We start from the raw sequence: 24,706 nt of genomic DNA, 5'->3' as shown, positions 1-24,706 counted from the left end.
AGTTTAAGTGACACTGCAGTTTTGGGAGGTAAGCCATGGCAAAGAACATAGTGGTGTTTTCAGACGGAACCGGTCAGGAGGGCGGCGAAGGCCCGGACACGAACGTCTATAAGCTCTTCAGGATTTGCGAAAACAGAACCAAACGGCAAGTGCTGTTTTATGATCGCGGATTGGGCACGAAAGCGCACCGCTCTCGTGTTACGCGTTTACTGGGCAATGCCACCGGGCTTGGCATCAGCAAGAACCTGATGGAATGCTATCAGTTCATCTTCGAGAATTATCAGGCCAAGGATAAGATCTATCTGTTCGGCTTCAGCCGCGGCGCCACCACCGTGCGCAGCCTTGCAGGTTTCATCGAGATGTTCGGCATCCTACCCAAATCCCGACCAGAACTGATCGCCAAAGCCTACAAGATTTACCAGATCAGTGATTGCCATGCGCGAAAAGCCAAAGCACAGGAATTTCGCGAAAAGCACCACAATATGTGGGCAGATGTTGAGTTTATCGGCGTGTGGGATACGGTCGCAGCGCTTGGCCTGCCATGGAAGCCTCTTTCTGCTGCCATCAACAAACTCCCCGGCTTCAAACATGAGTTCCATGACCTGACATTGCCTGCAGCCGTGAAGAATGCTTACCACGCCCTATCCATTGATGATGAGCGTGAAGTGTTTCACCCTGTTTTGTGGAATGAGAGTACCGCGCCAAATCAGATCATGCAGCAAACCTGGTTTGCAGGTGTGCACACCGATGTTGGCGGTGGTTATGAGGATTCCCGACTTTCAGACATCACATTCAATTGGATGCTGGAGCACGCAGAACGGAACGGCTTGCGCATTCATGAAAGCAGTCGCAAAGCGCTGGTTGCCAAGTTGAATCCGGATGAGACAGGCACGATCCACAATCCGCGTGAAGGCATCTTTGAGTACATCTACAAAGTGAAGCGAAGAATGTGGCCGCGGTTAGATCTGAACGCACGAGAACGCGGGCAGCCGCACGTTCATCCGAGTGTGCTTAAGCGGGCGAGCAATCCGGAGATCAGCTACAAACCCTGGATGATAGAAAATAACCCGATTGAGGAGCCGCCGATCAAACGGACGGCTAAGGCACGGGAAACTGAAACCTCTTAGGCAAAGAAAAGCCGGAGCAGATGTTGCTGCCCCGGCTTGATTATTGCGAAGATCACTTGGCTTTTCGATAGCCTGTGATCATAGGGGTGACAAGATCTTCCCGCTTCCACAAACGGTAGAAGAAGATCGCTGCCACGTGCAGAACCACCAGAATGAGCGTTGCACGGGCTAATATGCCATGCCACGCCAATGCTGTGCGGGCGCTGTCTATCCCCGCCCACGAGGCCAATGGCCCAACATTGATGTAGTCCTCCGGATCTGCGAACAGTCCCAGTGCCGCCTGCGCTCCAATCACTCCAAGCAAAAGGAAAACGAACAGGCCGCCAAGCGGGTTATGTCCCTTCCAGTTGCTTGCCTGCCGTTTTGGCAGTTTTGCGATGTAGGAGAACAACGTTTTGGGGCTGTAAACAAAGCTTGAGAAACGAGCTGTCTCTGAGCCAATGAAACCCCAGACCAGACGGAACGCAATGAGGGCGAGCACTGCATAGCCAAACCAGAAGTGCAGCGTCATCACGTCTGGCCCAAACTTGCCCAAACCCCACGCGGCGGCAACACTGCCTGCGAAAAGCCAATGGAACAGGCGCAGTGGCAGGTCCCAAACAGAGGATCCTGTTTTCTTCTGCGCTTCCAAGGAATGATCAGTGCTCGCAACCGTCATCTTTAGAAGTCCTTTGCGCGGAATTCTTTGTGGCAGCCTTTGCAGGTGCCGCCAAGTTTGCCGAGTGCTTTGCCCAATGCAGGACGACCTTCGCTAGCGACATCATTCAATGCAACAAGTGCCTGATAGAATTCTTTTCCCTTGGCCTGATAGCCGGCCATGTCTTCCCAGATCACCGGAAGGGCGCGGGTTTTGCCTGGCAGGTCGGCGTTGGATGTGCCTGGAGTGTACAGGCCAGCTGCATTGTAGCTGGCAACAGTCATCATGTTGCCAGAAGCCGCTTTTGCTTTTTCAGCACTGTACTCAACTTCGCCTTTTGCCATGGCTGCCAGAGCGCCCATATCATGCCCAAGCAGGGTGAAGTAAGCGCGGCGGGCTTCTACGACGTCGTCTTTGGTTGTGTCTGCCGCAAAAGCTGAAGTTGCAGTCATAGCGACCAGCGCAGTGATCAATAGTTTACGCATGGATTTCTCCGTGTTTGGTGATTGCCTAGTATTTGATGGGGGTGTTTTTGTTTTGATTGTTCTATCTGAAATAAATCTTCTGGCGTCGCATTGCCTGCCATTGTCTATTTCTTGTCTTTGCTTGTTCTAGTTATGTATATACCCGTATAATAATGATTTGAGCTTGCTTGAGGTTAGAATAGTTGAGCCAACTTTCGCTTCAACGGGAATGTTGTAATAGTTTGTCGCAAGGTGTAACGGGCACCTACATGTATTCGTTTGAGAGATCATGCAGGCACAGCTTCCTCAACCAGATGCCCCTCATCCATGGTCAGAATACGATCTGCCAATTGCAGGATACGGTTGTCATGAGTGACCATCACCGTAGTGATACCGCGCTTCTCTCCCAGTTCTTTGAGCAGCTTGACCACTGTTAGCCCGGTGTCTTTGTCCAGAGCAGCCGTCGGCTCATCTGCAAAGATGATATCTGGTGAGGAAACCAGTGCGCGCGCGATAGCAACGCGTTGTTTTTGTCCGCCGGAAAGGTGGGCGGGCAGATAATCACTGCGATCTTCCAGGCCCAGAATGCTGAGCATATGCCGTGCAGCCTTCTCCTGCTGTGCCGCATCAACGGTTGCCTTCACGCCGTTTTGGTGAACCTGCAACCCCATCAGCACGTTCTGGGTCGCTGTCAGGCTTTCGTGCAAGTTATGTGCCTGAAAGATAAAGCCAAGGCGTCGCCGCAACATGATCTTCATTGTCTCGTCTGCACTGTGCAGTTCATGCCCCAGCAAGGCGAGTTGGCCTTTCTGTACATCACGTAGGCAACCCATGAGCGTCAATAGCGTGGTTTTACCGGACCCGGACGGCCCCATCAGCACGGTCAAACTTCCTTTTTCGATCTCGAAGTTAACGTCGAATATAGCTTGTTTGCGGGCTTCTCCTTCGCCAAACCAATGGTTGAGACCGGAGACGCTGATTGGAGCATGTGGTGTGTATGACATCATCTGTGCCTCCTAGAACAGGTCAGCTGGATCAGCATGAGCCAATCGACGCGTTGCAATGGTTCCAGAAAGCGCACAGGCGGCCAACGTGCCGAGAAAGACAATAAGCGCCCGTGCCAGAGTGAGCCCCACCGGCAGACCGGATTTTAACGCCAGCATTTTGTAAATGCCCATGGCAGCAAACACCCCGGGGAAGAACCCAAGCACCGCAAGGACCATGGCTTCCTCAAAGATGATGCTGAGGAAGAACCCTTCACTAAACCCCATCGCCTTGAAGGTTGCATACTCCTTCAGGTGATCGGCCACATCCGTGCTGAGAACCTGATATACGATGACGATGCCCACCAGCACGCCGATGATGGTGCCAAACCCGAAGATGATGCCCACTGGCTTTTCTGAGGTTTGGTAGGCTTGTTCGTCGGATGCTGCTTTGGCGAAACTGCGGATTTTCAAGGTATCTGTAGGCAATACCTGCTTCAGCAGTTCAACTGTCCGCTCAACAGAAGCACCTTCCTGCACCTTCAATAAGATGTGGTCTGGTGCTCCGGAACTACGGGAGGGTGAGAGCCGCAAGACGCTCTGGTCAGACATCACCAAATTGCCATCTGCACTGAACCCAGCGCCAATCTGCAAGGTGCCGATCAGCTTAACCTGACGGTTGTTCATTTCAAACACAGCGGGTGTTTCAGGTGAAAGTGAGTTGAAAAACTCCTCTGTTCCACCACGTGTTTTGCGGTCTACCAGTGCTGTATCGGGCAAAGCCAACTGCAAAAACTGTGGGCGTAGGACCGGAGCCATGAAATCAATGGCTTCTATGGGAAGCCCAACCAATTGCAAACCAGCGATCTGGTCTTTCTGTACGCGCCAGTCCACCTTGGCAATGTAAACAGGAGCTGCTGCTGCGACCTCCGGCAGGGTCAGCGCTTGCAGCATGTGCACACGAGCAACATTGCCGCCTTCGGTCAGAGACTTGGCATCAGATGCGGAAATCAGAATGTCCGCCTCAAACAGCTCATAGGGCTGCAAAGTGGAGCCAGTCAGAGCCCCCATCATGCCGAGCTGCACGAACACCAGCACGTTGGCAAAAGCCACCCCAGCCAGCGCGGCGGCAAAGCGGCCTTTGTTGTGCGTCAGCTGCAACCAACCAATGGGCAATCGGCCCAGCACCCATGTGAGAAAACGGGTCACTTGGCTACCTCATCCTTTGCTGGCTGAAAGTATCCGAGGATTTCCAGGTTGGTGAGGTTCGCCGCCAGTTCAGATGATGTCTCGTCCAACGTCACAACAACTGTCACCACACGGGCATCCGTGTTTGCGGCGGGGTCTACGCTAATGATGTTTTGTCGTCCGACGATCAGCCCGATCTCTGTCAATGTTCCGCGCAGCTCCTGCGTCAAAGCTTCTGCCCGCAAGATGACCGCATCGCCGATGTTCAGACGGCCAATCTGGTTCTGGTAAATCTCCATTTCCGCAGTCATTTCGCGGGTGTTGCCAAACTCAATGAGACCTGCAGAAGATGGACGCTCGCCGGGTTGCACCAGCAGATCCAGCACGGTGCCATCAAACGGCGCACGGACAACAGATTTTTCGAGGTTTACTTCAGCGGTGCGCAAAGCGATTGCAGCAGATTGTAACTTGCGTTTGGCGAGTTCTACATCCGCCTGAGAGAGATCGGCTGAACCACTGTAACGCTGCAGGGTTGCCACCTTGCGAGCTACATCCAGTAAAGCGCTTTCGGCTTCAGCTTCTGCGCGGTCCAGTTGAGCTTGTGTAACCACCTTGCGGGCAAACAGAGACTTGGTGCGCTCCAGTTCCGCCTGTGACAGATCCGCGTTGGTTTTGGAACGGTTAAGATCGGCTTCGTTCTCCACCTGACTGGCTGTGATAGAGAGCTGGACCTGCCGGAGGGAAGCTTCAGAAACCGCGATTTCCGCCTTGGCTGCCTCAACACTGGCTTCCAGTGAAGGGCGATTGTCCAACAAGGCGAGCACAGTGCCTGTCTCAACCCAATCACCGACTGAGATTGGCAACTCCGCAATGCGGGCATCCCCTGCTCCGAATGGCAAGGCTATGGTTGAAACGCCGTCCCGCGGGATCAGCTTACCAAGTGCCACCACAGCGCCTGCTTCCAGCGCTTTGATGTCTTCCTTGGTCACTGTCGTGTTGATTGGAACGGCAATTTTCTGATTGCTTCCGCCGCCCGGTTCCAGCCCTGTCATCTCATAAAACAGGCGTAGGCCAGCAGGTTGGAAGTACATGCCCATGACACCACCAGTGAACATGATAGCAATGAAGACAGGAACAAGCAGAATAATCCGCTTGAATGGCAAGCCCTTGCGAGCATTACCCGAAATAGACGAAATGCCCGTATCTTCCAAAGGCAAATCTTCGTTTGGCGCATTGTGATGGGTCACAGGACCACCTCTGCTGTGACTTGTTAATTATTACTTTCTAATATTCTAATATGAAAATCAAGCAACCCAAAAATTGTACGGATTTGTAACACAGGTGGAATTTGAGTTTTGGGTGCGATTGGTGATGCTCGAGTAACACCGTAGCTATCTGATCATTCCAACGAAAGCGAGTTTATCGAACGGTGCTAATTTCGTCGCATCCCGTCTTCAAGTTCAATTCTTCCAGTTCCGCGCAAAGTTCAACGACTGCTTCTCTTAGTTCGTCAGGGCTATCAGCGAGCTCATCATCAATTTGTGCAGATAAGTTACAGCCCGTTTTCTCTTGGAACATTGTGACCGCTCGCATCAGTTGATCAAAAACATGTACAGCTGATGGGGTCAGTGGAGGCGTGATGCTAAAGGTTACTTCAATAAAGTTTTGCTCACCTGATGCGACCAACTCCGGTAGGACATATCCTATCTTACCGTCATTCGGTTCGATCCAGATTAGATAGTCAGTTTGTCCTGTCGGGTCCTCCCACTGGAAGCAATCCATATCCCCCCATTTGAACCCCATTGTGTGCAATAGGTTCCATACCTCTTTGCCATCAAAAGTCTGGTTTGCATCAAGGTAGGCGGTAATGCTTACACAATCTGGTGCCAGATTGTTGATCGTCTCAACTCGTTCGAATTTTTCAAGGATATAATCTTCGCTGAGACTTGAGGACGAAAAGCCAAAGGGCAACGATGTAAGAAATGAGCTCAGCGACTCTTGCGCTTTTAGAACGATCTCAGGGCTTGTCTCGGAGAACTGATGCGGGGACCAGTTGGCAATCAACTCTCGCCCCTCAGTTGGTGCATCTGCAGAACTTAAGTATGTTGTTATGCCCTTCGGTGTCACGACATAAAACTCGGGTGTCAGCTCTAAGCTGGGAGGGTTTTCTTCGAGAGCACTTCGTAGAGCTTTACAGAGAAAAACTTCGCGGGCCTCGAAGCGAGAGATAATGTCGATATTCCAGTTTGGTTCGATATTTTGGTCTTCGAGAGGTTGACCGGTTAACTCCTGAGGCAGAGTAATTGGTGGTGGGATCAGATCTATTATACGTGGAAGATTGGCGGTTCCAGGTATAGCTTTTTCGACTCTCTCACCAGATAAACTGGCGGGAACCACTTCTAAATCACCTATGTTCAAATCTGAGGATGTTTGCTGGATGTTCTTGTTCTTTGATGAAAATAGTTTCCTCAGCAACTTCATCATTTTGGTTCAGCTTCCTTCAAATACTGCCCAACACAAGATCAAGAAAATCTCGTTGAATGGTAGTTGGGGAGAGGTTTCACAAAGTAACTCTATTTAGTTCAAGCTACTCTAGGCAGTATTTGCGGCATCTAATTGCGCAGTCAATATAAGATTATAGCCAGTCAGATATCTCGGTAGCACTCAATAATCGAAACTTCGTGTTGATTTTTCTGTCTTCGCTTTCTCTGAGAAGAGTGCGATTTCACCTGAACTGCCCGTTACCGCAGCTCAGGTTTTATTCGCTTTGCTTAAGCTCTCACTGCCAGCTGGGTGTCCTCTTCTGCGATGCGGGTGAGGAAGGTGTCTACTTCGGCGGAGAGGTCGTTGGTGACTTGTTCCAGCAGGGCTGAGGACTGGTTGGCTGCTCCCGCTTCTGTGGTTGTCTCGTTGATTGCACCGCTGACGGAGACAACGTTGCTGGCGGCTAGTGCTGTTCCGTCGGAAGCAGCCTGAACAGCCTCTGCAATTTCTGCGGTAGCCATTTGTTGTTGTTCAACGGCGTCAGAGATGGAGGATGTCAGCTCGCTGATCTCTTTTACCGCCGTTGTGATGGAGCCAATGGCTTCTACGGTGCTGCGGGTTGAACTCTGAATGTCGTTGATCTGCGCTGAGATCTCCTCGGTGGCGTGTGCTGTCTGGCTGGCCAGAGTTTTCACCTCTGTTGCTACCACTGCAAAGCCTTTGCCTGCATCCCCTGCCCGCGCAGCTTCAATGGTTGCGTTGAGGGCCAGCAAGTTGGTTTGCTCGGCAATGTCGCGAATGAGATTGAGGACAGTTCCAATCTGCTCAGCGGACTTTGCAAGTGCAATGACTTCGTTGTCCGTGGTCTGTGCGATTTGAGAAGTGGATGTTACCAGCGTATTGGCGCGTGTGGATTGGCTGGAAATCTTCTGAATGGAAACAGAAAGCTCCTCTGCTGCCGCTGCAACGGTCTCTACGTTTTGTGATGCGCTGGCAGAGGCTTCTCCCGCGCTGTTGGCCTGTTGAGTTGCCTGATTAGCAACATCGAACAGGCGCTCAGAAGAGCTGCGCATTTCCATGGACTGGTTGGAGAGCATGGATACATTGCGTTCCAGTACCACGCGGAACTGTTCGACAACCTCTTCTTTTTGCTGTTGGCGAGATTGCTCGCGGGAGCGTTCGGTTTTTGCGTGTTCTTCCAACTCGCGGCGGGCGATGGCGTTTTCGCGGAACACCATGACCGCATCCTGCATCTTGCCGATTTCGTCTTTGCGGGTAGCCAGATTGAGGTCCACATCAACCGCGCCGGAGGCAAGTTCATCCATCTTGGAAGTGAGCGAAACGATTGGTTTGCTGAGGCTATTAGCGAGCCAGAGAGCAAAACCAAGTCCGCCAAGGCCAGCGATCAATGCAAAGCTGAGAGAGATGATGTTCAGCCGTCGTGCCTCTGCATTGGCCTGCGCCAAAGCTGACTGGCTGGCTGTGACGGTTGACGATACAATTGCGTTGATGGACTCCCGAAGAGCCTGATTGTGGCGCTCGATCTTCTCTTTGGTCGGGATCATGCGCGACGGAGTAACACCCAGCAAAATGGCAGCGTCTTTGCTCCAGTTTTTAAAGCTGGTCTGCGCTGAAACAACGGCCTGCCGCATTTCGTTATTGAGCGCGACCTCTAGCGTCTCCTCAATGTCCATACCCAAAGACGCGTTGATGTCTTTGAACTCGCGGCGAAACTCTTCGGGCTCAATGAAGGTGGTCATGGCCAGAGCCGTATCGACAACTTCTTTAGCGTGTTCGAAGTCGTTGACGATGGTGAAGGAAAGGCGCTGTGCTTCCAGCGCTTTCAGCGTTACACGGCCAAGGTTTTCACGGCCTTCGGCTGCCTGCCAGACGAGGAATGCCATCAGCGCCATAGCGACGATGATGAGGCTCAGGATCGGAATGAAGATTTTACTGCGAATAGTCATGGATCCGGTCCTTAGTTTGGCAGCGTTGGCATTGGTGTTTCAGTCCGCTCGGCGGTGAGCGAAACAAGGAATGCCTTGAGGTCCTGAACTTCCCGTTCAGACAGGTCAAGCGGGTGCACATGCTCGGATCGGGATGGACGCTCAATGCCACCAGCATTGTAATGCGCGATCATGGTTTCCAGATCAGGAATGCTGCCATTGTGAGTGAATGGCGCACGGTAGGTCAGGTTGCGCAGGCCCGGAGTTTTGAAAGCAAACTGAGCTTTGGGATTATCTTCCTCATAAAGCCCGCGGCCAATGTCTTCTGTCGGTGTGCCAATGTCGTGAAACTTGTTGTCGGTGAAGTTCCATCCTGTATGGCAAGGCGCGCAATTGCCTTTGCCGTTAAACAGCTCAAACCCGCGTTTCGCAGAGGTTGAGATCGCGCCCTCGTCACCCTCAACCCAGCGGTCAAACGGGGACCAGCCAGAAACAACCGTGCGCTCATACGTGCTGATTGCGGTCAGCACAGTATCGCGTGTGATGCCATCATGCGGGAAGACGAGGCCAAACCATTTGTTGTAACCGGGAATCTCATCCAGGATTTCGACGATGGCTTCAAACTTGCCGTCCATCTCTTCCGGGTTGGTGATAGGCCCGGCGGCCTGCTCTTCCAACGTCTCGGCACGGCCATCCCAAAACATTGGAGCAACCCACGCGGCGTTGAGGATTGTTGGAGCTTGACGCCCAAGCAAGGTGTTGGCAGACCCAACGGCGGTCGGAACAGGCACCTCGTAGCCAAAAGATGGGTTATGGCAGCTGACGCAGTTGATGTTTTTATTGCCAGACAAGCGCGGATCGAAGAACAGCATCTTGCCGAGGGTCGCCATCTGCGGAGAATACGGCGCGCTCTCTGGAAACGGGATCTCCAGCGGTCTGCGATATTGCTCTTTGAGTGAGTTGATGTCTGCAGCACTCAGAGGAAATGAGGTCAGCCCCAATACAATGGCAGCAGACACATGGCCTACAACTCTTCTTAGAAATGACATGATGCTCTCCCCCAAGCAAATATAAGGGAGATCCCCTAGCTGAAGAGGAGTTAACGAATGCCTTATCGATTGTTTTGATTAGGCACCTTCACTGATATGTGATGTGAGATCAGATGACTTTCCACTGTTACGATGAAAACTGCGCTTCTACAGAGAGTTACGAAGCATTGATTGTCTGCAAAATTTGTATTGAACTGATTTTGCGGCTGCATCGAGTTGCTTTTGATGTGTGTGGTACATAATTAATTTGCAAGTTTTACAAGTCAAAATAGTGAGAGCTTTGGTTCTGCCATGTTATTTAAACTCAATTAAACCAGGTATCTCAATATTAAAGATTGTAATTTCTTGGGGTCTGAGCAACTTATATTTATCTTTTATTTGATCTTAGAATCATTTTTTAGATTTACTTAGAATGGTCTCGTAGCGGTAGAGTTTCTTAAATGCATATCTATCTGACATACGTGCGCTTCGTTTGATGAAGTTGGAACTGTATTCGGCGTATCTCGAGAGATTTTGTTGTTTTAGTTTCTAAAGTTTGAGGTTTTAAATGAGCGGCGTTGTCACATCTTTCAGACCTGCACGGATGTTGAACACCGGCGGTCTCTATCAATCTCTTCTTCTATCTACGGCCATCATTGTGTTGCCGAGCGTGGCAATCATGCCAGCTCGCGCACAATCTGTGTCGCCTCAACCCCAGTGCTCTATCAATGGATCGACGGTGACCTGTTCAGGTGACTTGTCGGTTGGGGTTGATATCGATGGGGGAGCAGGCGGAACTTACACTAATCTGATCATCGAAAACGTAACGACAAACATCACACCCTCCTTTTTTCTTCCAGGTATTCTGTTTGAATCCAACGGCGATATCACGATCAACAGTGATACAGGTGATTTTATCATCTCGACAGATGGCCGGAACGCGATTGAGGTAGAGCCTGTTGCTGGTGATGTCTCCATCACGCACAATGGTGGTATTCAGACAATAAGCCAATACGCCTCTGGTGTTGAGGTGAGGAACGCTGATGTAGTAACAATCACACATACCGGTGATATTACAACGGATGGCTATTACAGCCGAGGCATTGAAGTCGTTTTGTCTGAAGAGATCACGATCACCCATACCGGTGATATCAACAATACTGGCAATTACTATGCTCAAGGGATCTATGCGACCACGCAAGGTGGCAGTACAGGTGCCATAACCATCACGCAGACCGGTAATGTCGACACAACGGACGGATCAAGTACAGCCTTGTTTGCACGATCTGATGGGACGGGAGATGTTGGCATCACGCATGTTGGAACGTTGACCACATCCGGTATCGGCTCGCATGGTATTTTTGCTCGTGCTCGTGGCGTTGGAGCGGTTACGATCGACCAAAATGGTACCATCACCACAGGTGGTAACGCTGCGCATGGTATCATGGTGTACTCCGAGAACACCGCGACTGTAACACACAGCGGAACGATCAACGCTAATGGTACAAACTCGGATGGGATATTGGTTGCCGACGGAAATAATCCGGCGAATAGTTTTCAGGTTAACCTGACAGACAGCACCATCAATGCACAATCGTTTGGCATTAACATTCAGACAGTCGGTGACACGACGTTTACCCTGACTGGTACCAACGCAATTTCAGGCGTTGTTGACGACATTAAAGGCGGGACTGGGGATGACACGATCAACAACTCTGGCACGCTCACGTCAACCAATGGCATCGACTTAGATGCGGGCACCAACGCGTTCAACAACCTGAGTGGAGCAAGGTTTAACTCAGGGGATGAGGTCATTCTGGGTGCAGGTAATTTACTCACCAACACCGGTATTCTCTCTCCAGGGGGAGATGATGTTGTTCAGGAAACAGATATCACAGGTGACTTCCAAAATGATGCCAATGGGACCTATATCGTCACGTTCAATGCGGGAATGACTGCAAGCGATACATTGGATGTTTCCGGTGATGGCACGTTGAATGGCGGTGTAGTGCGAACCAGCGGAGCAACGTTTGCACCTGTTGGTACCTTTACCATTGTTGATGCGGCTGGCGGTATCACTGGAACGTTTGACAGTGTGGAAGATACCTTGTTCATTGACTGGACGTTGAACTACGGCGCAACCACGGTCACACTCAGCGCGGCAGAACTTGCCAGCAACTTCTGCGGTTTGGCTGATACGGAAAACCAACGCTCGGCAGCGTGTGTTGGCTTGGACAGCTTGCCACTTTCTGCACCCCTCCCACAGGCAATACTTGGGCTTTCCAATGGAGCTGAGGCGCGGGCGGCCTATGATGATCTTTCCGGTGAAATCTATGCCTCCATTCAGGGAGCCTTGGTTGAGAACAATTACCGCCGGATGGCCTTGATCAACAACCGTATCCGCAATGCAGACGCCTCACTTGGTTCCGTGACAGCGGCGCTTGCTCCGGAAGATCCCACAGAGCCGGAAGAAGATCGCCGAAACGACTTCTGGGGCATTGGTTACGGGGCATGGTCCAACACGTTTGGAACCAGTGATACCGCGTCATTGGACAACAGTCTGGGCGGTTTACTCTTTGGGTATGACCGGGAATTTGCCGAGGAAACGCTTGCAGGTGTTCTGGGTGGTTATGGCCGCACCAACGTGAAGCAAGATGCGCGCTCCTCCAGCGGCTCCGCGACAACATGGTCCATCGGCATCTATGGAGAGACGGTGGCCAAAGATATCGGTTTTGTTCTGGCGGGTATTTACAACTGGCACTTCCTTGAAGGGTCGCGAACGGTGGACTTCTCGACCATCAACGAGCGTGAGTACAGCAGCTATAAAGGCCGTGGTTGGCAGTTTTATGCTGAAGCCAACTATGAGTTTCCTGTTATGGAGGCGTTCGCATTTGAGCCTTTCCTTGGTGTTTCCTATATCGACGTACACACAGACGGCTTTGCGGAGAATGGCGGAACAGCGGCCTTGACGAAACAAGGCGGCAGTTTTGATAGCACCTTCACCAATCTGGGTGTGCGGGGTGCTTATAACGTCTATGACTTGTTCAACGTCAATGCAGCCCTCAGCTGGCGCCACGCCTATGGAGATGTTGATCCTTCTGCCTTGCTGGCCTTTGCGGGCAGCACTGCCTTTGGAGTGGATGGGGCACCAATCTCGCAGGATGCATTTGAGCTGGAAGTTGGCCTTGATGCCCGCGCTGCTGACAACCTTTTTGTAAATGCAGAATACAATGGCCAGTTTGGTGACAACGCGACCATTCATGTCATCGAGTTAGATTTTACGATCAAATTCTAAGCCTCATAGATATCGAACCCTCATAACTCGCTGAGGCCCCTCCTGCGAGATGGGCCTATAGTCCCAGATTGTTACAAGCGTAATCTAAAAGGGGATGAGATGGCTGGTTCAACACACAACCCTGCGCAAAATGCAGAGCCAGTGGCGCGGTTGGAGCCTAACGATATCTCGTGTTCTCGTGGCATGGCGATCTGGCTCAGCACCAATCAGGTCTCGCTTGCCATTTCCTCCTATCAAACAGGGCAGTTATTTCTGGTTGGCGTCAAACCCAGTGGCGGTATTCATTTTCATGCCATCGGCACGGGCCGTGCCATGGGCCTTTGGGCAGAACCGCAACGATTGATCCTCGGCACAGCCAATCAAGTGATCCGGTTTGAGAACATTCTGGAACAAGACCAGCGTGTGGGAGATGCGGATAAGTATTATGTGCCTCGCGTTGCGCATACGACGGGGGATCTGGACATTCATGACATCGTGGCCCTGGACGATGGCAGTATCGTCTTTGCAAACACCATGTACTCCTGTCTCTCAACCTTGCATCCCATCCACTCGTTTGCCCCTTGGTGGACCCCTGATTTCATCTCCAAATACGCTGCTGAGGATCGATGTCATCTGAATGGCATTGCGCTTAGGAATGGTAAGCCAGCCTATGTAACCATGGTCAGCCGGGCTGATGTGATCAACGGGTGGCGGGATCGCCGGGAGGAAGGCGGCTGCCTGATCGATATTGCCAGCAATGAGGTCATTACCGAAAAACTCTCCATGCCGCACTCACCGCGTTGGCATAAGGGTGAGCTGTGGGTGGTTAACTCAGGCACGGGCTATCTTGGTACTATTGATCTTGCCAGTGGCACCTTTCAGCCGCGTTGTTTCCTGCCGGGGTTCGCACGCGGACTGGCGTTTCACAACAATCACGCCATCGTTGGCCTCTCCTTGCCGCGTGACGGTTCATTCAAAGGCCTGCCGTTGGATGAGGAATTGAAGAAACGCGATGCGGACCCATGGTGCGGAGTGCAGGTCATCAACCTTGCCACAGGAGATGTGGTGGAGTGGATCCGGTTCAGAGGTGTGGTGAAAGAGATGTTAGATGTGTGCACTTTGCCGGGAGTTCGCCTGCCGTCTGGTGCGTCTCCAACCTCCTCAGAAATGAGTAATCTGCGCACAATCGCCAGCGCTTCAAAACAAGCTGAAATTGCGTGACTCAGCGCTGAGGAGTGAGCAGAGAAACCCTGCCCACTCGCGTGTATAAATGTGCTCAGACCTTCTGTAAAAAGTCGAAATCGCATCCCTTGGTCGCTGGCAAAACCGTGTTGTGGTAAAGCTGCTTATAGCCGCGGGCTGGTTCCGGGTTTGGTGAGGTGAAGACCGCGCGGCGACGTTCCAATTCTTCCTCTGAAACCAACAGGTCGATGCTTTTGGCCTTGGCAGAGAGGCGAACGCGATCGCCGTTTTGTACCAATGCTAGCGGCCCGCCCAAATCTGCCTCCGGCGTTACATGCAGCACGATGGTACCGAAGGCTGTGCCGCTCATGCGGGCATCGGAAATACGGACCATATCCTTCACTCCATCACGAGCCAGCTTCTTCGGGATTGGCAGATAGCCTGCTTCCGGCATGCCAGATGGACTGCGCGGGCCTGCGTTTTGCAACACCATGACGTCATCTGCGTTGATGTCCAGATCAGGGTCGTCAATGCGATTGGCTAGGTCTTCCAGAGACGTAAACACAACCGCCCTGCCTTCATGCTCCAGCAATTCAGGCGTTGCGGCAGCACGTTTCAGGATTGCGCCATCTGGTGCCAGTGAGCCGCTCAGCGCGATCAGGCCGCCTTGCGGGTCTACCGGATTGTCTGCTTTGCGGATCACGTTGTGGTCAAACGGATCAGCCTTTGGTGCATCCAGACGATCCCCTAGGCTCACGCCTTCAATGTTGATTGGGCTGCGGTGCACTTTGTCTTTGATCGCGTCCAGAACACCATCCAGACCGCCAGCGGAATGGAAATCTTCCATATACCCCTGACCAACCGGCTTCAGGTCCACCACCACAGGTGTCTCATCGGAAAGCTGGTTCATTCGGTTCAGTGAAATGTCGATGCCAAGACGTCCGGCAACTGCCGTCAGGTGGATGATTGCGTTGGTAGAGCCGGAAACGGCGAGTAATACGCGCAGAGCGTTCTCGACCGCTTCACGGGTCATGATTTTGTCTGGTGTCAGAGCGTTTTCTGAAAGTGCCATTTTGGCCGCGACAACACCAGTTTCCTCTGAATTACGCAGACGGTCGGCATGCACTGCCGGGATGCCAGCTGAGCCAGGAAGGATCATGCCAAGGATTTCGGCAATAACGGCCATGGAGCTGGCGGTGCCCATCACCGCGCAGGTGCCTGCAGTGGTCGCCAATCGGCTTTCAATCTGGTTGATCTCGGGCTCATCCACGGTGCCTGCGCGGTATTGCGCCCAAAAACGGCGGCAGTCGGTGCAAGCGCCGAGGCGCTCGCCTTTGTGACGACCTGTCATCATCGGGCCAGCCACAACCATGGTTGCCGGTTTGCCAGCGGAAGCTGCGCCCATCAGCAGGGCCGGAACGGTCTTGTCACAGCCACCCATCAACACAACGGAGTCCATCGGCTGTGCGGTGATCATTTCCTCCACGGCCATGGCCATCAGGTTGCGATAGACCATGGAGGTTGGGCTCAGGAACACCTCACCCAGAGACATGATCGGGAACGGCACCGGCAGAGCGCCGGAGGCCAGCACGCCGCGTTTGATGGCTTCCAGCATCTCGGGGAAATGTCTATGGCAGTTGTTGAACCCGCTCTCGGTGTAACAGATGCCGACGATTGGCTTGTCCAGACTTGCATCCGTGTAGCCCATGGACTTGGCGAAGGAACGGCGCAAATAGCGGGCAAAGCCCTTGTCGCCATAGTTTGTCAGGCCGTTTTCCAGCCCCTGTACTTTTTTGCTCATCAGATCTCTCGGGAGATTAGCAGGTGGCGGGTGTATTTCGGAACGAGGTAATCCATGATGCCGAGCGAACCACCCTCACGGCCAAAGCCACTTTCCTTGTTGCCGCCAAACGGTGCTTCTGCAGTTGCAAGGAGCGTCTCGTTGATGCCAACCATGCCAGCTTCCAGTCGATCAGCGGTTTTGAGTGCCAAAGCGCTGTCGTAAGAAAACACGTAGGCTGCCAGACCAAACGGGGTGTTGTTGGCCCGTTCAATTACGTCTTCCACATCATCAAAGGTGGAGATCGGGGCGACCGGAGCGAAAGGCTCCTCAATCATGATCGCGGCATCGTCCGGCACGTTCATCAGAACCGTCGGCTCAAGAAAGCTGCCATCGGGCAGGTTTTCCGGCTGCTTACCTCCTGCCAGCAGGTCAGCCCCTTTTGCTATAGCATTCTCTGTCAGCCGCAATGCATGGTCTACCGCGCGCTGGCGGATAAGTGGTCCGGTGTTGACACCGTCTTCCAATCCATCACCAACCACGAGAGATTTGGCATAGCGGGCGAACTCTTCGGCGAACTCCTTCGCGATGGAAGAGTGCACGTAAAAGCGGCTTGGGGATATGCAAACCTGTCCGCAGTTGCGGAATTTGGTGGCTGCCAGTTTCTGGGCTGCTGCAATCGGGTCAAAGTCCTTATGGATGACCACAGGGGCATGACCGCCCAGCTCCATGGTGACTTTCTTCATGCCATCCGCGCACTGCCGCATCACGTCTTTGCCCACGGGCACAGAGCCGGTCAGCGACACCTTGCGGATTTCAGGCGCATTGATCAGCGCTGGAGCCAGCGTGCGGCTGTCGCCAGTCAAAATAGCCAGAGCCCCCGGCATCAGGCCAGCGTCCATCAGGGCCTGCCCTATGGCAAAGCATGGGCCAGCCGCTTCAGAGGCTGGACGGGCAATGACAGAACAACCAGCTGCCAATGCTGCCGCAATTTTGCGGGCGGGCAGCAAGGCTGGGAAGTTCCAGGCGGAAAGCGCCAGAGATGGACCGACTGGCTGGTAGTTTACAGTCAGGCGTTCATCAGCATTGCGACCCGGAATGGTTTGACCATAGATGCGCTTGGCTTCTTCTGCCTGCCATTCAAACTGGTCTGCTGCTGCTCCGGTCTCACCAATGGCCTCTGCCAGTGGTTTGCCGGTTTCAAGGGACATTACATGGGCAATGTCCTGCGTCCGTTCGCGGATCAGGTCAGCAGCCTTGCGCAGCACCTTGGCGCGCTCCCATGCCGGAACCGCGGCCCATTTCGGGAAGGTGTCTTTTGCCAGTTTCAAAGCGCTGGCAATGTCGTCTGCACTTGCAGCGGCAATGGTGCCGATCACTTTGCCAGTGACTGGGCTATGTACATCGCGGGTTTCGCCGTTGCTGGCTGGCGCCCACTCTCCGCCGATAAGAAGCTTCGCATCTGTCATGATTAAATGCTCATTTCCAAATATTTGTCCTGAACGTCATCGCACCAGTTGCCAACGTTCCAATTGCCATAAGCGCCCATGCCACCCGCCGGATCTTCTCCGTAATAAACCGGCACGTGCACCACGCTGAGACCTTCGTGGGCTCTGGCTTTTTCCAGTGCTTCATTCAGGTCTTCCGCGCTGTTTCCGCCAGAAAGCGCAAGCACACCTTCCACAGCGTTTGCCATGGCGATGTAATCGACAGCCACACCGTCATTGGTGCGGTAATCCTTGCCGTACTGAGCAAGCTGAAGGTGGCTGATGGCAGCCATGCGGCGGTTGTCGAAGATTAAAACGGTGCCATGCACGCCGTGCTCTACACCGTCGATCAGCACTTGTGGGTTCATCATGAAGGAGCCGTCACCGGTAAATGCGACAGAGTATTTGCCATTGTCCGCCACGCCGCCTGCGATAAGTGCAGAAACGGCAAAGCCCATATAAGAGGCTCCGGTTTCGGTGATGGTTTCGCCGACGCGGTCATCTTCCACCACCTGAAAGCCATTGGCCTGCACGTCGCCCGCGTCGAAAAGCTTGATGGCACTGTGTTTTTTGCAAAAGTCAGAAGCGGCTTTGATGGCTTGCGGCTGGGTGAGGACCCCTTGCCCCCACATGGGGTCACTCACCCGCCCTGCTGCATAGCGATCTGCCTTAAAGGCAGTCCATTCGCTTTTCTTTGCAGCACAGTCTTTCAGCCAGTCCGCTTTGTTGGCGACACCACCTTTTGCGAGCTCAGCAAGCAGAAGCTTCACCACCTCGCCAATGTCTCCGTTCAATGCCGTGGTCTGGGCATAGTGCTGCACATCCATCGGATCGGCGTTGATGTTGATGACGTGTTTTGCCTTTGGCCAGCCCATACCGGAGCAGTCACTCTGGCACACAGCGCGCGAGCCGATGGCGACCAGAAGCTCCGCTTCCTGCATGGCGTGATTGCCGCTGATGGACCCTTTGGAGCCACCCACATGCATGTTCTGCGGATGCGAATCCGGCAGGATGCCCAGAGAGCCCGGAGATTCCACCACCACTGCACCAGAGGCTTCGGCAAGGGCGCGAAGTCCCTCAGCGAACGGACGGGAGCCGCCGCCCGCTTTGATGGCGATCTTGCTGGTGGACTTTAGAAGCTCCACCGCTTCCAGCAAGTTGTGGTCTACGGCTGGAATGGTTGGCTCGTAGGTTGGAACAGTCGGCAGACTGTCCAGCCGGATATCCAGTTTTTGTGGTTGGGTGTTGAGTGGCAGGTTTAGGTAGAACGGGGCTGCCTTGAACGGATGATAGACGCAGCTGGCACCCATGCGCAGAGCATTGCGCAGCGCTTCTGGCGTGTGCAGTGTGTAGGCCTGAGACATGGCTGACGTGATCTGCTGGAACAGACCCTGCTGTGGCTTTGGCACCTGCTGCATGTTGTAGCCTTCGCCAAAAGTCGTCTCATCACCATAGATGTGATAGAGGCCAATGCCGTTGGAGGCGGCAGCTAAAGAGCCTGCCATGGCTTGCAACGCACCGGGACCAATGGAGGTCACGACCGCACAAACCTCGCCATACACCCAGCGCAGGGCCGTGCCTGCATGGGCCATTTCCACCTCATTGCGAAACTGCCATGTACGCACAAGGCCGGCATCTTCATAAACGCGCAGCACTTCGCCCAGCTCGGTAGAACCGTGGCCGAAGATTGCCAGATACTTGGTGACGCCCTGACGCATCAGGCCCAGAACCAGAGCCTCAGACAGCGTCATGGTTACTTGCTCAGCGAAATGGCCTGCAGCGATGGCAGCTTCAAGTCCGCCCTGGGCTTGAAGCCAATTGGCGCGCTCTTGCATGCTGCCTGGAACAGATAAAGACATCTCTGTACCTCGCCGCTTAGAAGCTGATCGTCTGGCCAGTACGTGCAGAGTCTTCTGCCGCCAGCGCAAACTTGAGAACATCACGGCCCTGCCGTGCTGTCAGGATCGGGTCACCACCTTCTGTGATTGCATCAAGGTAGTGGCGTGTGGAGTTGACGAAGCTTTGCTCCCAGCCCGCATAGATATCGCGGTACTCGGTGACGTTGCCTTCGCGGTAATGAATCAGTGGTGCAGGGTTGCCAATGGAGCCGTGGCCGCAGTTGATCCAGAGGACGCCTTGCGTTCCTGTGATCTCAACCCGGTCATCCTGCGCGTAATGCTTGGTCGCGATTTCCAGCTCCGGAGAGTAAACCACCTCCAGATTGCCGATCTTGTTACCGGGGAACCGGAAGGACACCATGGACGGAGCATCCAGATAGATGCCTTTGAACACTTCGGTCTGACCGATAAAGGCGTGCACGTCAGACGGCATGCCCATAAAATGCCAAGCGAGCGCGAACTTGTGGTGCCCGTCGTCAAACACCAGCGGGCCGCCACCTGCCATGTCCTTCATCTGCCGCCATGCGTTGGCAGCAGCAGGCACTTTCCAGGCGGTTTTACTCTTGCCCGGGTTGGATTTGATGCGGATGGAAATCGGGTCTCCAATCGCGCCTGCATCCACCAGCTCTTTGGCTTTCAGCACTGGGGGATGGAAGATGAAGTTTTCGAAGATCTTAAAAGGGCGGTCATAGCTTTCTGCGGCTTCAACAAGGATGTCAGCCTGCTCCATGTTCATACACATGGGCTTTTGAAGCGAAACCATCTTGCCAGCTGCGATGGCATCCAGTGCGGCTTGCAGGTGCAAGTGGTGTGGCAGCAGAATCTCTACCAGATCGACATCCGGACGGGCCAGAATCTCTCTGTAATCATCGCTGATGAACGGGTCATCAACGCCCCATGCCTCTGCCTGAGACTGGGCCTGTTTTACGTTTTGATCACACAAGGCAACAATCTTGCCCTTCGGGTTCTGCTTATACTCAATGGCATGCAAATCCGAAATACGACCTGTGCCCAGAATGGCAACGCGAACCGGCTGGTTCCCCATCCTTTACTCCCTCATAAAACACATTTTCTGAACAAGCGCACCAAGCTCCTCAAAGCGCTTGTCATCAATTCGAACTGTCGGTCCTGAAACGCCGATCGCGGCGATCATCACCCCATGCTCATCAAAAACCGGTCCCGCTACGCAGCGGATGCCGGAGGTAAATTCTTCGTCGTCAATCGCGTAGCCGCGATCTCTGCTTTTGGAGATTTCTGCTGCAAGGGCGGTGTGGTCCGTCAGGGTCACAGGGGTGAATTGCTTCAGCTCCTGCTCTGCCTGTGCATCACCAAACGCCAGAAAAGCCTTGCCAAGAGCGGTGCAGTGCAACGGCCCTAACGACCCGATGGGATGGTCGACCTTGAGCGGAAGCTCAGAATCGATTTTATCCACATACCAGACCTGAGAACTGGCCAGCACAGCCATGTGTGAGCATTCGCCCGTCTCGCGGGTGAGCTGCTTCAGGATAGGCTGCCACTGCTGGCGAACTGCTACAATTGCCTCAGCCGTTGGCCCAGACCCTTGAGAACCTGTCATTTTCTCGCTTGCCGCGTAACGCCTGTCAGTGCCTTGCGTTGCGTAACCGCATGCAACCAAAGTACGCAGAATATGCGTCGCATTGGACTTGTCGACACCAAGGTAACTCGCGATATCCGTAAGCCGCAGCGGTTTGGCCTGCTGGGCAAGATAGTCGAGCGTCTGAAGTCCACGGGATAGCGATTGTAAAAGGCGCAACGTCAATCTCCATTCACACACTGGAAAAGTTGAAATATGGACAACTAATTACATGAAGTTAAACATAGGGCAACAAATTTCCAGCATCTGGACTCAGAATTGACACAGGTTTTACAGGAGTGCAAGAGGCGGTATACGTATTTTTGTACAAAATAGGCTTGACATTTACCGAAATGCACGGCGAAATGGGGCGTATATTCAGTTTTGTTGCACATAAGGCAACTTATTGACGAAATGAATTTGTAAAACATATGCAAACTCTTGGGAGGGGATTGAAATATGAATAAGCGCAGAAGGCAACTTTTGCTTGCTGCGGTGCTTGCGCCCGTCATGGCGACAGCATCCATGGTTCCATCATTTGCAGCGGACGAAGTCACCATTTCTCACTACTTTACCGGTGAACTGGGCCAGAAAGGCCTGAAGGACATTCTGGAAGGCTTTAAAGCCAAGTCCGGTATCACTGTGAAAGACAGCCCAATCGGTCATGAAGATTTCAAGACCGGTATTTTAGTGCGTGCAGCGGGCAATGCACTGCCAGACGTGTTCTCTTACTGGGCCGGTGCACGGACACAGTTCGTCATTGATGCAGGCGACCTGCGTCCAATCGACGGCATGTGGGACAAGGCTGGTCTAGACAACGTTGTCGCCAAGTCGGTTGCGGACGGTGCAACCAAGTATGACGGCGAGCGTTATCTGGTGCCATTCGGTTACCACTACTCCGGTCTGTTCTTTAACAAAGCTGTTATGGAAAAGGCTGGCATCACGGAAGCTCCCAAGACGTGGGAAGAGTTCCTCGCAGCCTGTGAGAAGCTGAAGGCAAACGGCGTGACCCCTATCGCGCTTGGTTCCAAGAACCGCTGGCCTGCCCAGTTCTGGTTTGACTATCTGATCCTTCGCACAGCGGGCCCTGACTACCGCGCAAAACTGATGAACGGCACAGCCTCTTATGCCGATCCTGAAGTGAAAAAGGCGATGGGTCTCTGGAAGAGCATGGTCGACAAAGGCTACTTTGTTGAAAATGCAAACGCAGACAGCTGGACTGATGCTTCTGACAAGGTTGCCCGTGGTGATGCGGCCATGACCCTGATGGGCACATGGATCACCGGATACTGGAACTCCATCGGCCTGAAACCGGGTGAAGACTATGACTTCTACCCATTCCCGGAAGTGACAGCTGGTGTTCCAAACGCGGTTGTTGGTCCGGTTGATGGTCTGGTGATCTCTGCAAATGCGAAGAACCCGGAAGGGGCTGAGCAGCTGCTTGAGTATCTGGTGTCAGATCCGGAAGCACAGGCCAAGTGGGCCAACATTCAGGGCGCTCTTTCTGCCAACGTGAATGTTGCCAAGTCTAACTACAACGCCGTGATGCTCAAAGCGCTCGATACCATCGACGCTGCGCAGACCTTCGCGTTCAACTACGACCTGTCCACGCCTCCGCCAGTGGCGGAAGTTGGGCTGTCCATGTTCGCACGCTTCATGGATGATCCATCCAAAGTGGATGCCATTCTGGATGAAACACAGGCCAGCGCAGCAAGCGCGTTTGCCGAATAATCATCACACTTAAAACAGAGCCGATCGCAACATGTTTGCGGTCGGCTTGCCTCTATAGCTTCACGTATTTCCCACCAAGCCATGTAAGTTTGGGGGAGATAGATATGCACCACTGCGAGGCAGGCTTTTTCTGAGACGGGTATGAATCAAAGCAACACATTCTGGCGCGTTGCCCTTTTGGCGCTCCCCCTCAGCGTATTCGCGCTGATCATCATCTGGCCGCTCCTAAGCTCGTTTTATTACGGCTTTACCAACTGGAACGGTTTCAGTGACAATTATGACTTCGTTGGCTTTGAGAATTTCGGAAAGCTGTTTTCCGATCGGCTCTTCATGTCTGCGGCAATAAACACGATTATCTGGATGGCCATTGCGGTTGTGCTTCCAACAATTCTTGGTCTCTCGCTGGCGCTGCTGATCGACAGCCACGTGCCCGGCGGCCCGATCTTCAAAACCATCTTTTATCTGCCAATCTGTCTATCCGCCGTTGTGGTTGGTCAGGTCTGGGTGTGGATCTACCAGCCCGACTGGGGCCTGCTGAATTCCATAATTGAGTACGTCACCAACGACCGCTTCAACTACGCCTGGCTGGCAAAACCAGACAGTGCGCTCTACTCGGTCATCGTTGCATGGTCCTGGCAGGCAACCGGTCTGTCCATGGTGATCTATCTTGCAGGCCTGACGGCTATTCCCGGTGATCTGCTGGAAGTGTGCGAGCTGGAAGGCGCCACAACGTGGCAGCGCATCCGCCACGTCATTCTGCCACTGCTGACACCGGCCACCGTGGTCGTAGTAGCGCTGAGCGTGATCAACTCTCTGAAGGGCTTTGATATCCTGTACATCATGACCGGTGGTGGGCCGTTCAACAGCTCGGATACGCTGGCCATGCACATGTACAACGAGAGCTTCAAAAAGTACCTGATGGGCTATGGCAGCGCCATCTCTGTGGTGCTGTTCCTCGTCGCGCTGACCATCATTCGCCTCTATTTCAAACAGCTTAAAAAGGTGGACGAAATCTATGGCTGATACGGCTAGTCTGGGCAGTGCCAGCGGTGAATATGTTGCGCCGAAGCGGTTCAATCCGTGGCCTGTTGTCATCTTCATCTGCTTGTTTACGCTGGCAATCCTGTTTCTTGCGCCAACCTTTGGCGTGTTGCTGTCCTCCGTTAAAACCACACGGGATATTGCGCTTGGTGACCTTTGGGCCATTCCAAGCAGCATGTACTGGGGCAACTATGTTGAGGTGCTGAGCAATCCGGCGGTGCATGGCTACATGCTCAACACGTTCCTCGTGGCCGCGCCGGCAACGGCGTTTTCCATCGGGCTTGGCACGCTAGCGGGTTATGTGTTCTCCAAGTTGCCGTTCAAAGGCAGTGATCTGGTGTTTTTGCTGGTGGTGTCCGGCATGTTCTTCCCGCCGCAGGTCATCCTGATCCCGCTGTTTCGTCTGTTCAACCTGATGGGGCTGATTGATACGCTGTGGCCGATGATCATCGTGCACACCGCGCTGGGTATCCCGATTTGCACTCTGCTGATGCGCAACTTCTTCGCCACCGTGCCCAACCCACTGCGTGAGGCGGCGATTTTGGAAGGGGCCAACGAATGGCAGGTGCTGACCAGGATCGCGCTGCCCATCAGCCTGCCAGCCATTGCAGTGCTGGCGACGCTTCAATTCACCTGGATCTGGAACGATTTCCTTTGGCCGCTGATCTTCACCCAGTCTGACGAAAAACGCACCATCATGCTGGGGCTCGTGTTCATGAAGGGCCAATACTCCGTTGCCTGGGGCATTCAGGGCGCCATGTCGCTGATCGCCAGCCTGCCAACGCTGATCGTATTCCTGTTCTTCCAGCGTTTCTTTATCAAAGGCATGACCATGGGTGCCGTGAAAGGATAATCGGGGACA

The 24,706-nt window shown here is 53.3% G+C and carries 19 protein-coding genes; 6 read left to right on the top strand and 13 right to left on the bottom strand.

Annotation, left to right across the window (positions count from 1 at the left end; all coding sequences use genetic code 11):
* Window positions 1–35 precede the first annotated feature (35 nt).
* Window positions 36–1,127 (top strand): DUF2235 domain-containing protein, encoded by a 1,092-nt coding sequence (locus DHN43_RS13570; RefSeq protein WP_108818939.1) that lies wholly within the window; start codon window positions 36–38, stop codon window positions 1,125–1,127.
* Window positions 1,128–1,179: 52 nt separating this feature from the next.
* On the opposite strand, the gene DHN43_RS13565 is transcribed toward DHN43_RS13570, so the two are convergent.
* From DHN43_RS13565 to DHN43_RS13530, 8 genes are all read right to left on the bottom strand, one after another.
* Entirely contained in the window at window positions 1,180–1,785 is a 606-nt protein-coding gene (locus DHN43_RS13565) for a cytochrome b/b6 domain-containing protein (RefSeq protein ID WP_108818938.1), read from the bottom strand.
* Between the two features lie 2 nt (window positions 1,786–1,787).
* Entirely contained in the window at window positions 1,788–2,249 is a 462-nt protein-coding gene (locus DHN43_RS13560; RefSeq protein ID WP_108818937.1) for a c-type cytochrome, read from the bottom strand.
* A gap of 266 nt (window positions 2,250–2,515) precedes the next feature.
* Window positions 2,516–3,235, bottom strand: coding sequence for an ATP-binding cassette domain-containing protein (locus DHN43_RS13555; RefSeq protein WP_244306739.1), 720 nt, complete (start codon window positions 3,233–3,235; stop codon window positions 2,516–2,518).
* A 9-nt stretch (window positions 3,236–3,244) separates the two neighbouring features.
* Window positions 3,245–4,420, bottom strand: a complete 1,176-nt coding sequence (locus DHN43_RS13550; RefSeq protein WP_108818935.1) for an FtsX-like permease family protein — start codon at window positions 4,418–4,420, stop codon at window positions 3,245–3,247.
* Entirely contained in the window at window positions 4,417–5,646 is a 1,230-nt protein-coding gene (locus DHN43_RS13545) for an HlyD family efflux transporter periplasmic adaptor subunit (protein WP_108818934.1), read from the bottom strand. The genes DHN43_RS13550 and DHN43_RS13545 overlap by 4 nt, the downstream gene beginning before the upstream one ends.
* A gap of 172 nt (window positions 5,647–5,818) precedes the next feature.
* Entirely contained in the window at window positions 5,819–6,883 is a 1,065-nt protein-coding gene (locus DHN43_RS13540; RefSeq protein ID WP_108818933.1) for a cell division protein ZipA C-terminal FtsZ-binding domain-containing protein, read from the bottom strand.
* A gap of 287 nt (window positions 6,884–7,170) precedes the next feature.
* Window positions 7,171–8,850: a methyl-accepting chemotaxis protein gene (locus DHN43_RS13535; protein ID WP_108818932.1), complete on the bottom strand. Its 1,680-nt coding sequence runs from the start codon at window positions 8,848–8,850 to the stop codon at window positions 7,171–7,173.
* Window positions 8,851–8,861: 11 nt separating this feature from the next.
* Window positions 8,862–9,878, bottom strand: coding sequence for a cytochrome-c peroxidase (locus DHN43_RS13530; RefSeq protein WP_199914807.1), 1,017 nt, complete (start codon window positions 9,876–9,878; stop codon window positions 8,862–8,864).
* 547 nt (window positions 9,879–10,425) lie between these two features.
* Between DHN43_RS13530 and DHN43_RS13525 the strand changes: the two genes are divergently transcribed.
* Both DHN43_RS13525 and DHN43_RS13520 read left to right on the top strand, forming a co-directional pair.
* Window positions 10,426–13,152 (top strand): autotransporter outer membrane beta-barrel domain-containing protein, encoded by a 2,727-nt coding sequence (locus DHN43_RS13525; protein ID WP_208995405.1) that lies wholly within the window; start codon window positions 10,426–10,428, stop codon window positions 13,150–13,152.
* 99 nt (window positions 13,153–13,251) lie between these two features.
* Entirely contained in the window at window positions 13,252–14,352 is a 1,101-nt protein-coding gene (locus DHN43_RS13520; RefSeq protein ID WP_108818930.1) for a TIGR03032 family protein, read from the top strand.
* Window positions 14,353–14,407: 55 nt separating this feature from the next.
* Here the strand turns inward: DHN43_RS13520 and DHN43_RS13515 are convergent, their stop codons facing one another.
* From DHN43_RS13515 to DHN43_RS13495, 5 genes are read right to left on the bottom strand one after another with little or no spacing between them, the layout of a single operon-like run.
* A complete protein-coding gene (locus tag DHN43_RS13515; RefSeq protein ID WP_108818929.1) occupies window positions 14,408–16,114 on the bottom strand; it encodes a dihydroxy-acid dehydratase in 1,707 nt (568 codons plus the stop codon).
* A complete protein-coding gene (locus DHN43_RS13510; RefSeq protein ID WP_108818928.1) occupies window positions 16,114–17,562 on the bottom strand; it encodes an NAD-dependent succinate-semialdehyde dehydrogenase in 1,449 nt (482 codons plus the stop codon). The genes DHN43_RS13515 and DHN43_RS13510 overlap by 1 nt, the downstream gene beginning before the upstream one ends.
* Before the next feature lie 2 nt (window positions 17,563–17,564).
* Window positions 17,565–19,439 (bottom strand): thiamine pyrophosphate-binding protein, encoded by a 1,875-nt coding sequence (locus DHN43_RS13505; protein ID WP_108818927.1) that lies wholly within the window; start codon window positions 19,437–19,439, stop codon window positions 17,565–17,567.
* Between the two features lie 16 nt (window positions 19,440–19,455).
* Window positions 19,456–20,523, bottom strand: coding sequence for a Gfo/Idh/MocA family protein (locus DHN43_RS13500; protein ID WP_108818926.1), 1,068 nt, complete (start codon window positions 20,521–20,523; stop codon window positions 19,456–19,458).
* A gap of 3 nt (window positions 20,524–20,526) precedes the next feature.
* Window positions 20,527–21,252, bottom strand: a complete 726-nt coding sequence (locus DHN43_RS13495) for an IclR family transcriptional regulator (RefSeq protein WP_057462437.1) — start codon at window positions 21,250–21,252, stop codon at window positions 20,527–20,529.
* 279 nt (window positions 21,253–21,531) lie between these two features.
* Here DHN43_RS13495 and DHN43_RS13490 point away from each other — a divergent pair, with 279 nt between their 5' ends.
* The 3 genes from DHN43_RS13490 (at window position 21,532) to DHN43_RS13480 (ending at window position 24,697) form a co-directional block, all read left to right on the top strand.
* Window positions 21,532–22,803, top strand: coding sequence for an ABC transporter substrate-binding protein (locus tag DHN43_RS13490; protein ID WP_108818925.1), 1,272 nt, complete (start codon window positions 21,532–21,534; stop codon window positions 22,801–22,803).
* Between the two features lie 141 nt (window positions 22,804–22,944).
* Window positions 22,945–23,826 (top strand): carbohydrate ABC transporter permease, encoded by an 882-nt coding sequence (locus DHN43_RS13485; RefSeq protein WP_057462435.1) that lies wholly within the window; start codon window positions 22,945–22,947, stop codon window positions 23,824–23,826.
* Complete coding sequence (locus tag DHN43_RS13480) at window positions 23,819–24,697, top strand: carbohydrate ABC transporter permease (protein ID WP_063287787.1); 879 nt, start codon at window positions 23,819–23,821, stop codon at window positions 24,695–24,697. The genes DHN43_RS13485 and DHN43_RS13480 overlap by 8 nt, the downstream gene beginning before the upstream one ends.
* Window positions 24,698–24,706: the final 9 nt, after the last annotated feature.

The sequence above is a fragment of the Pseudovibrio sp. Alg231-02 genome (genome assembly GCF_900143565.1).
GTDB lineage: Bacteria > Pseudomonadota > Alphaproteobacteria > Rhizobiales > Stappiaceae > Pseudovibrio.
This window is presented reverse-complemented; position numbering and strand designations above follow the sequence as displayed.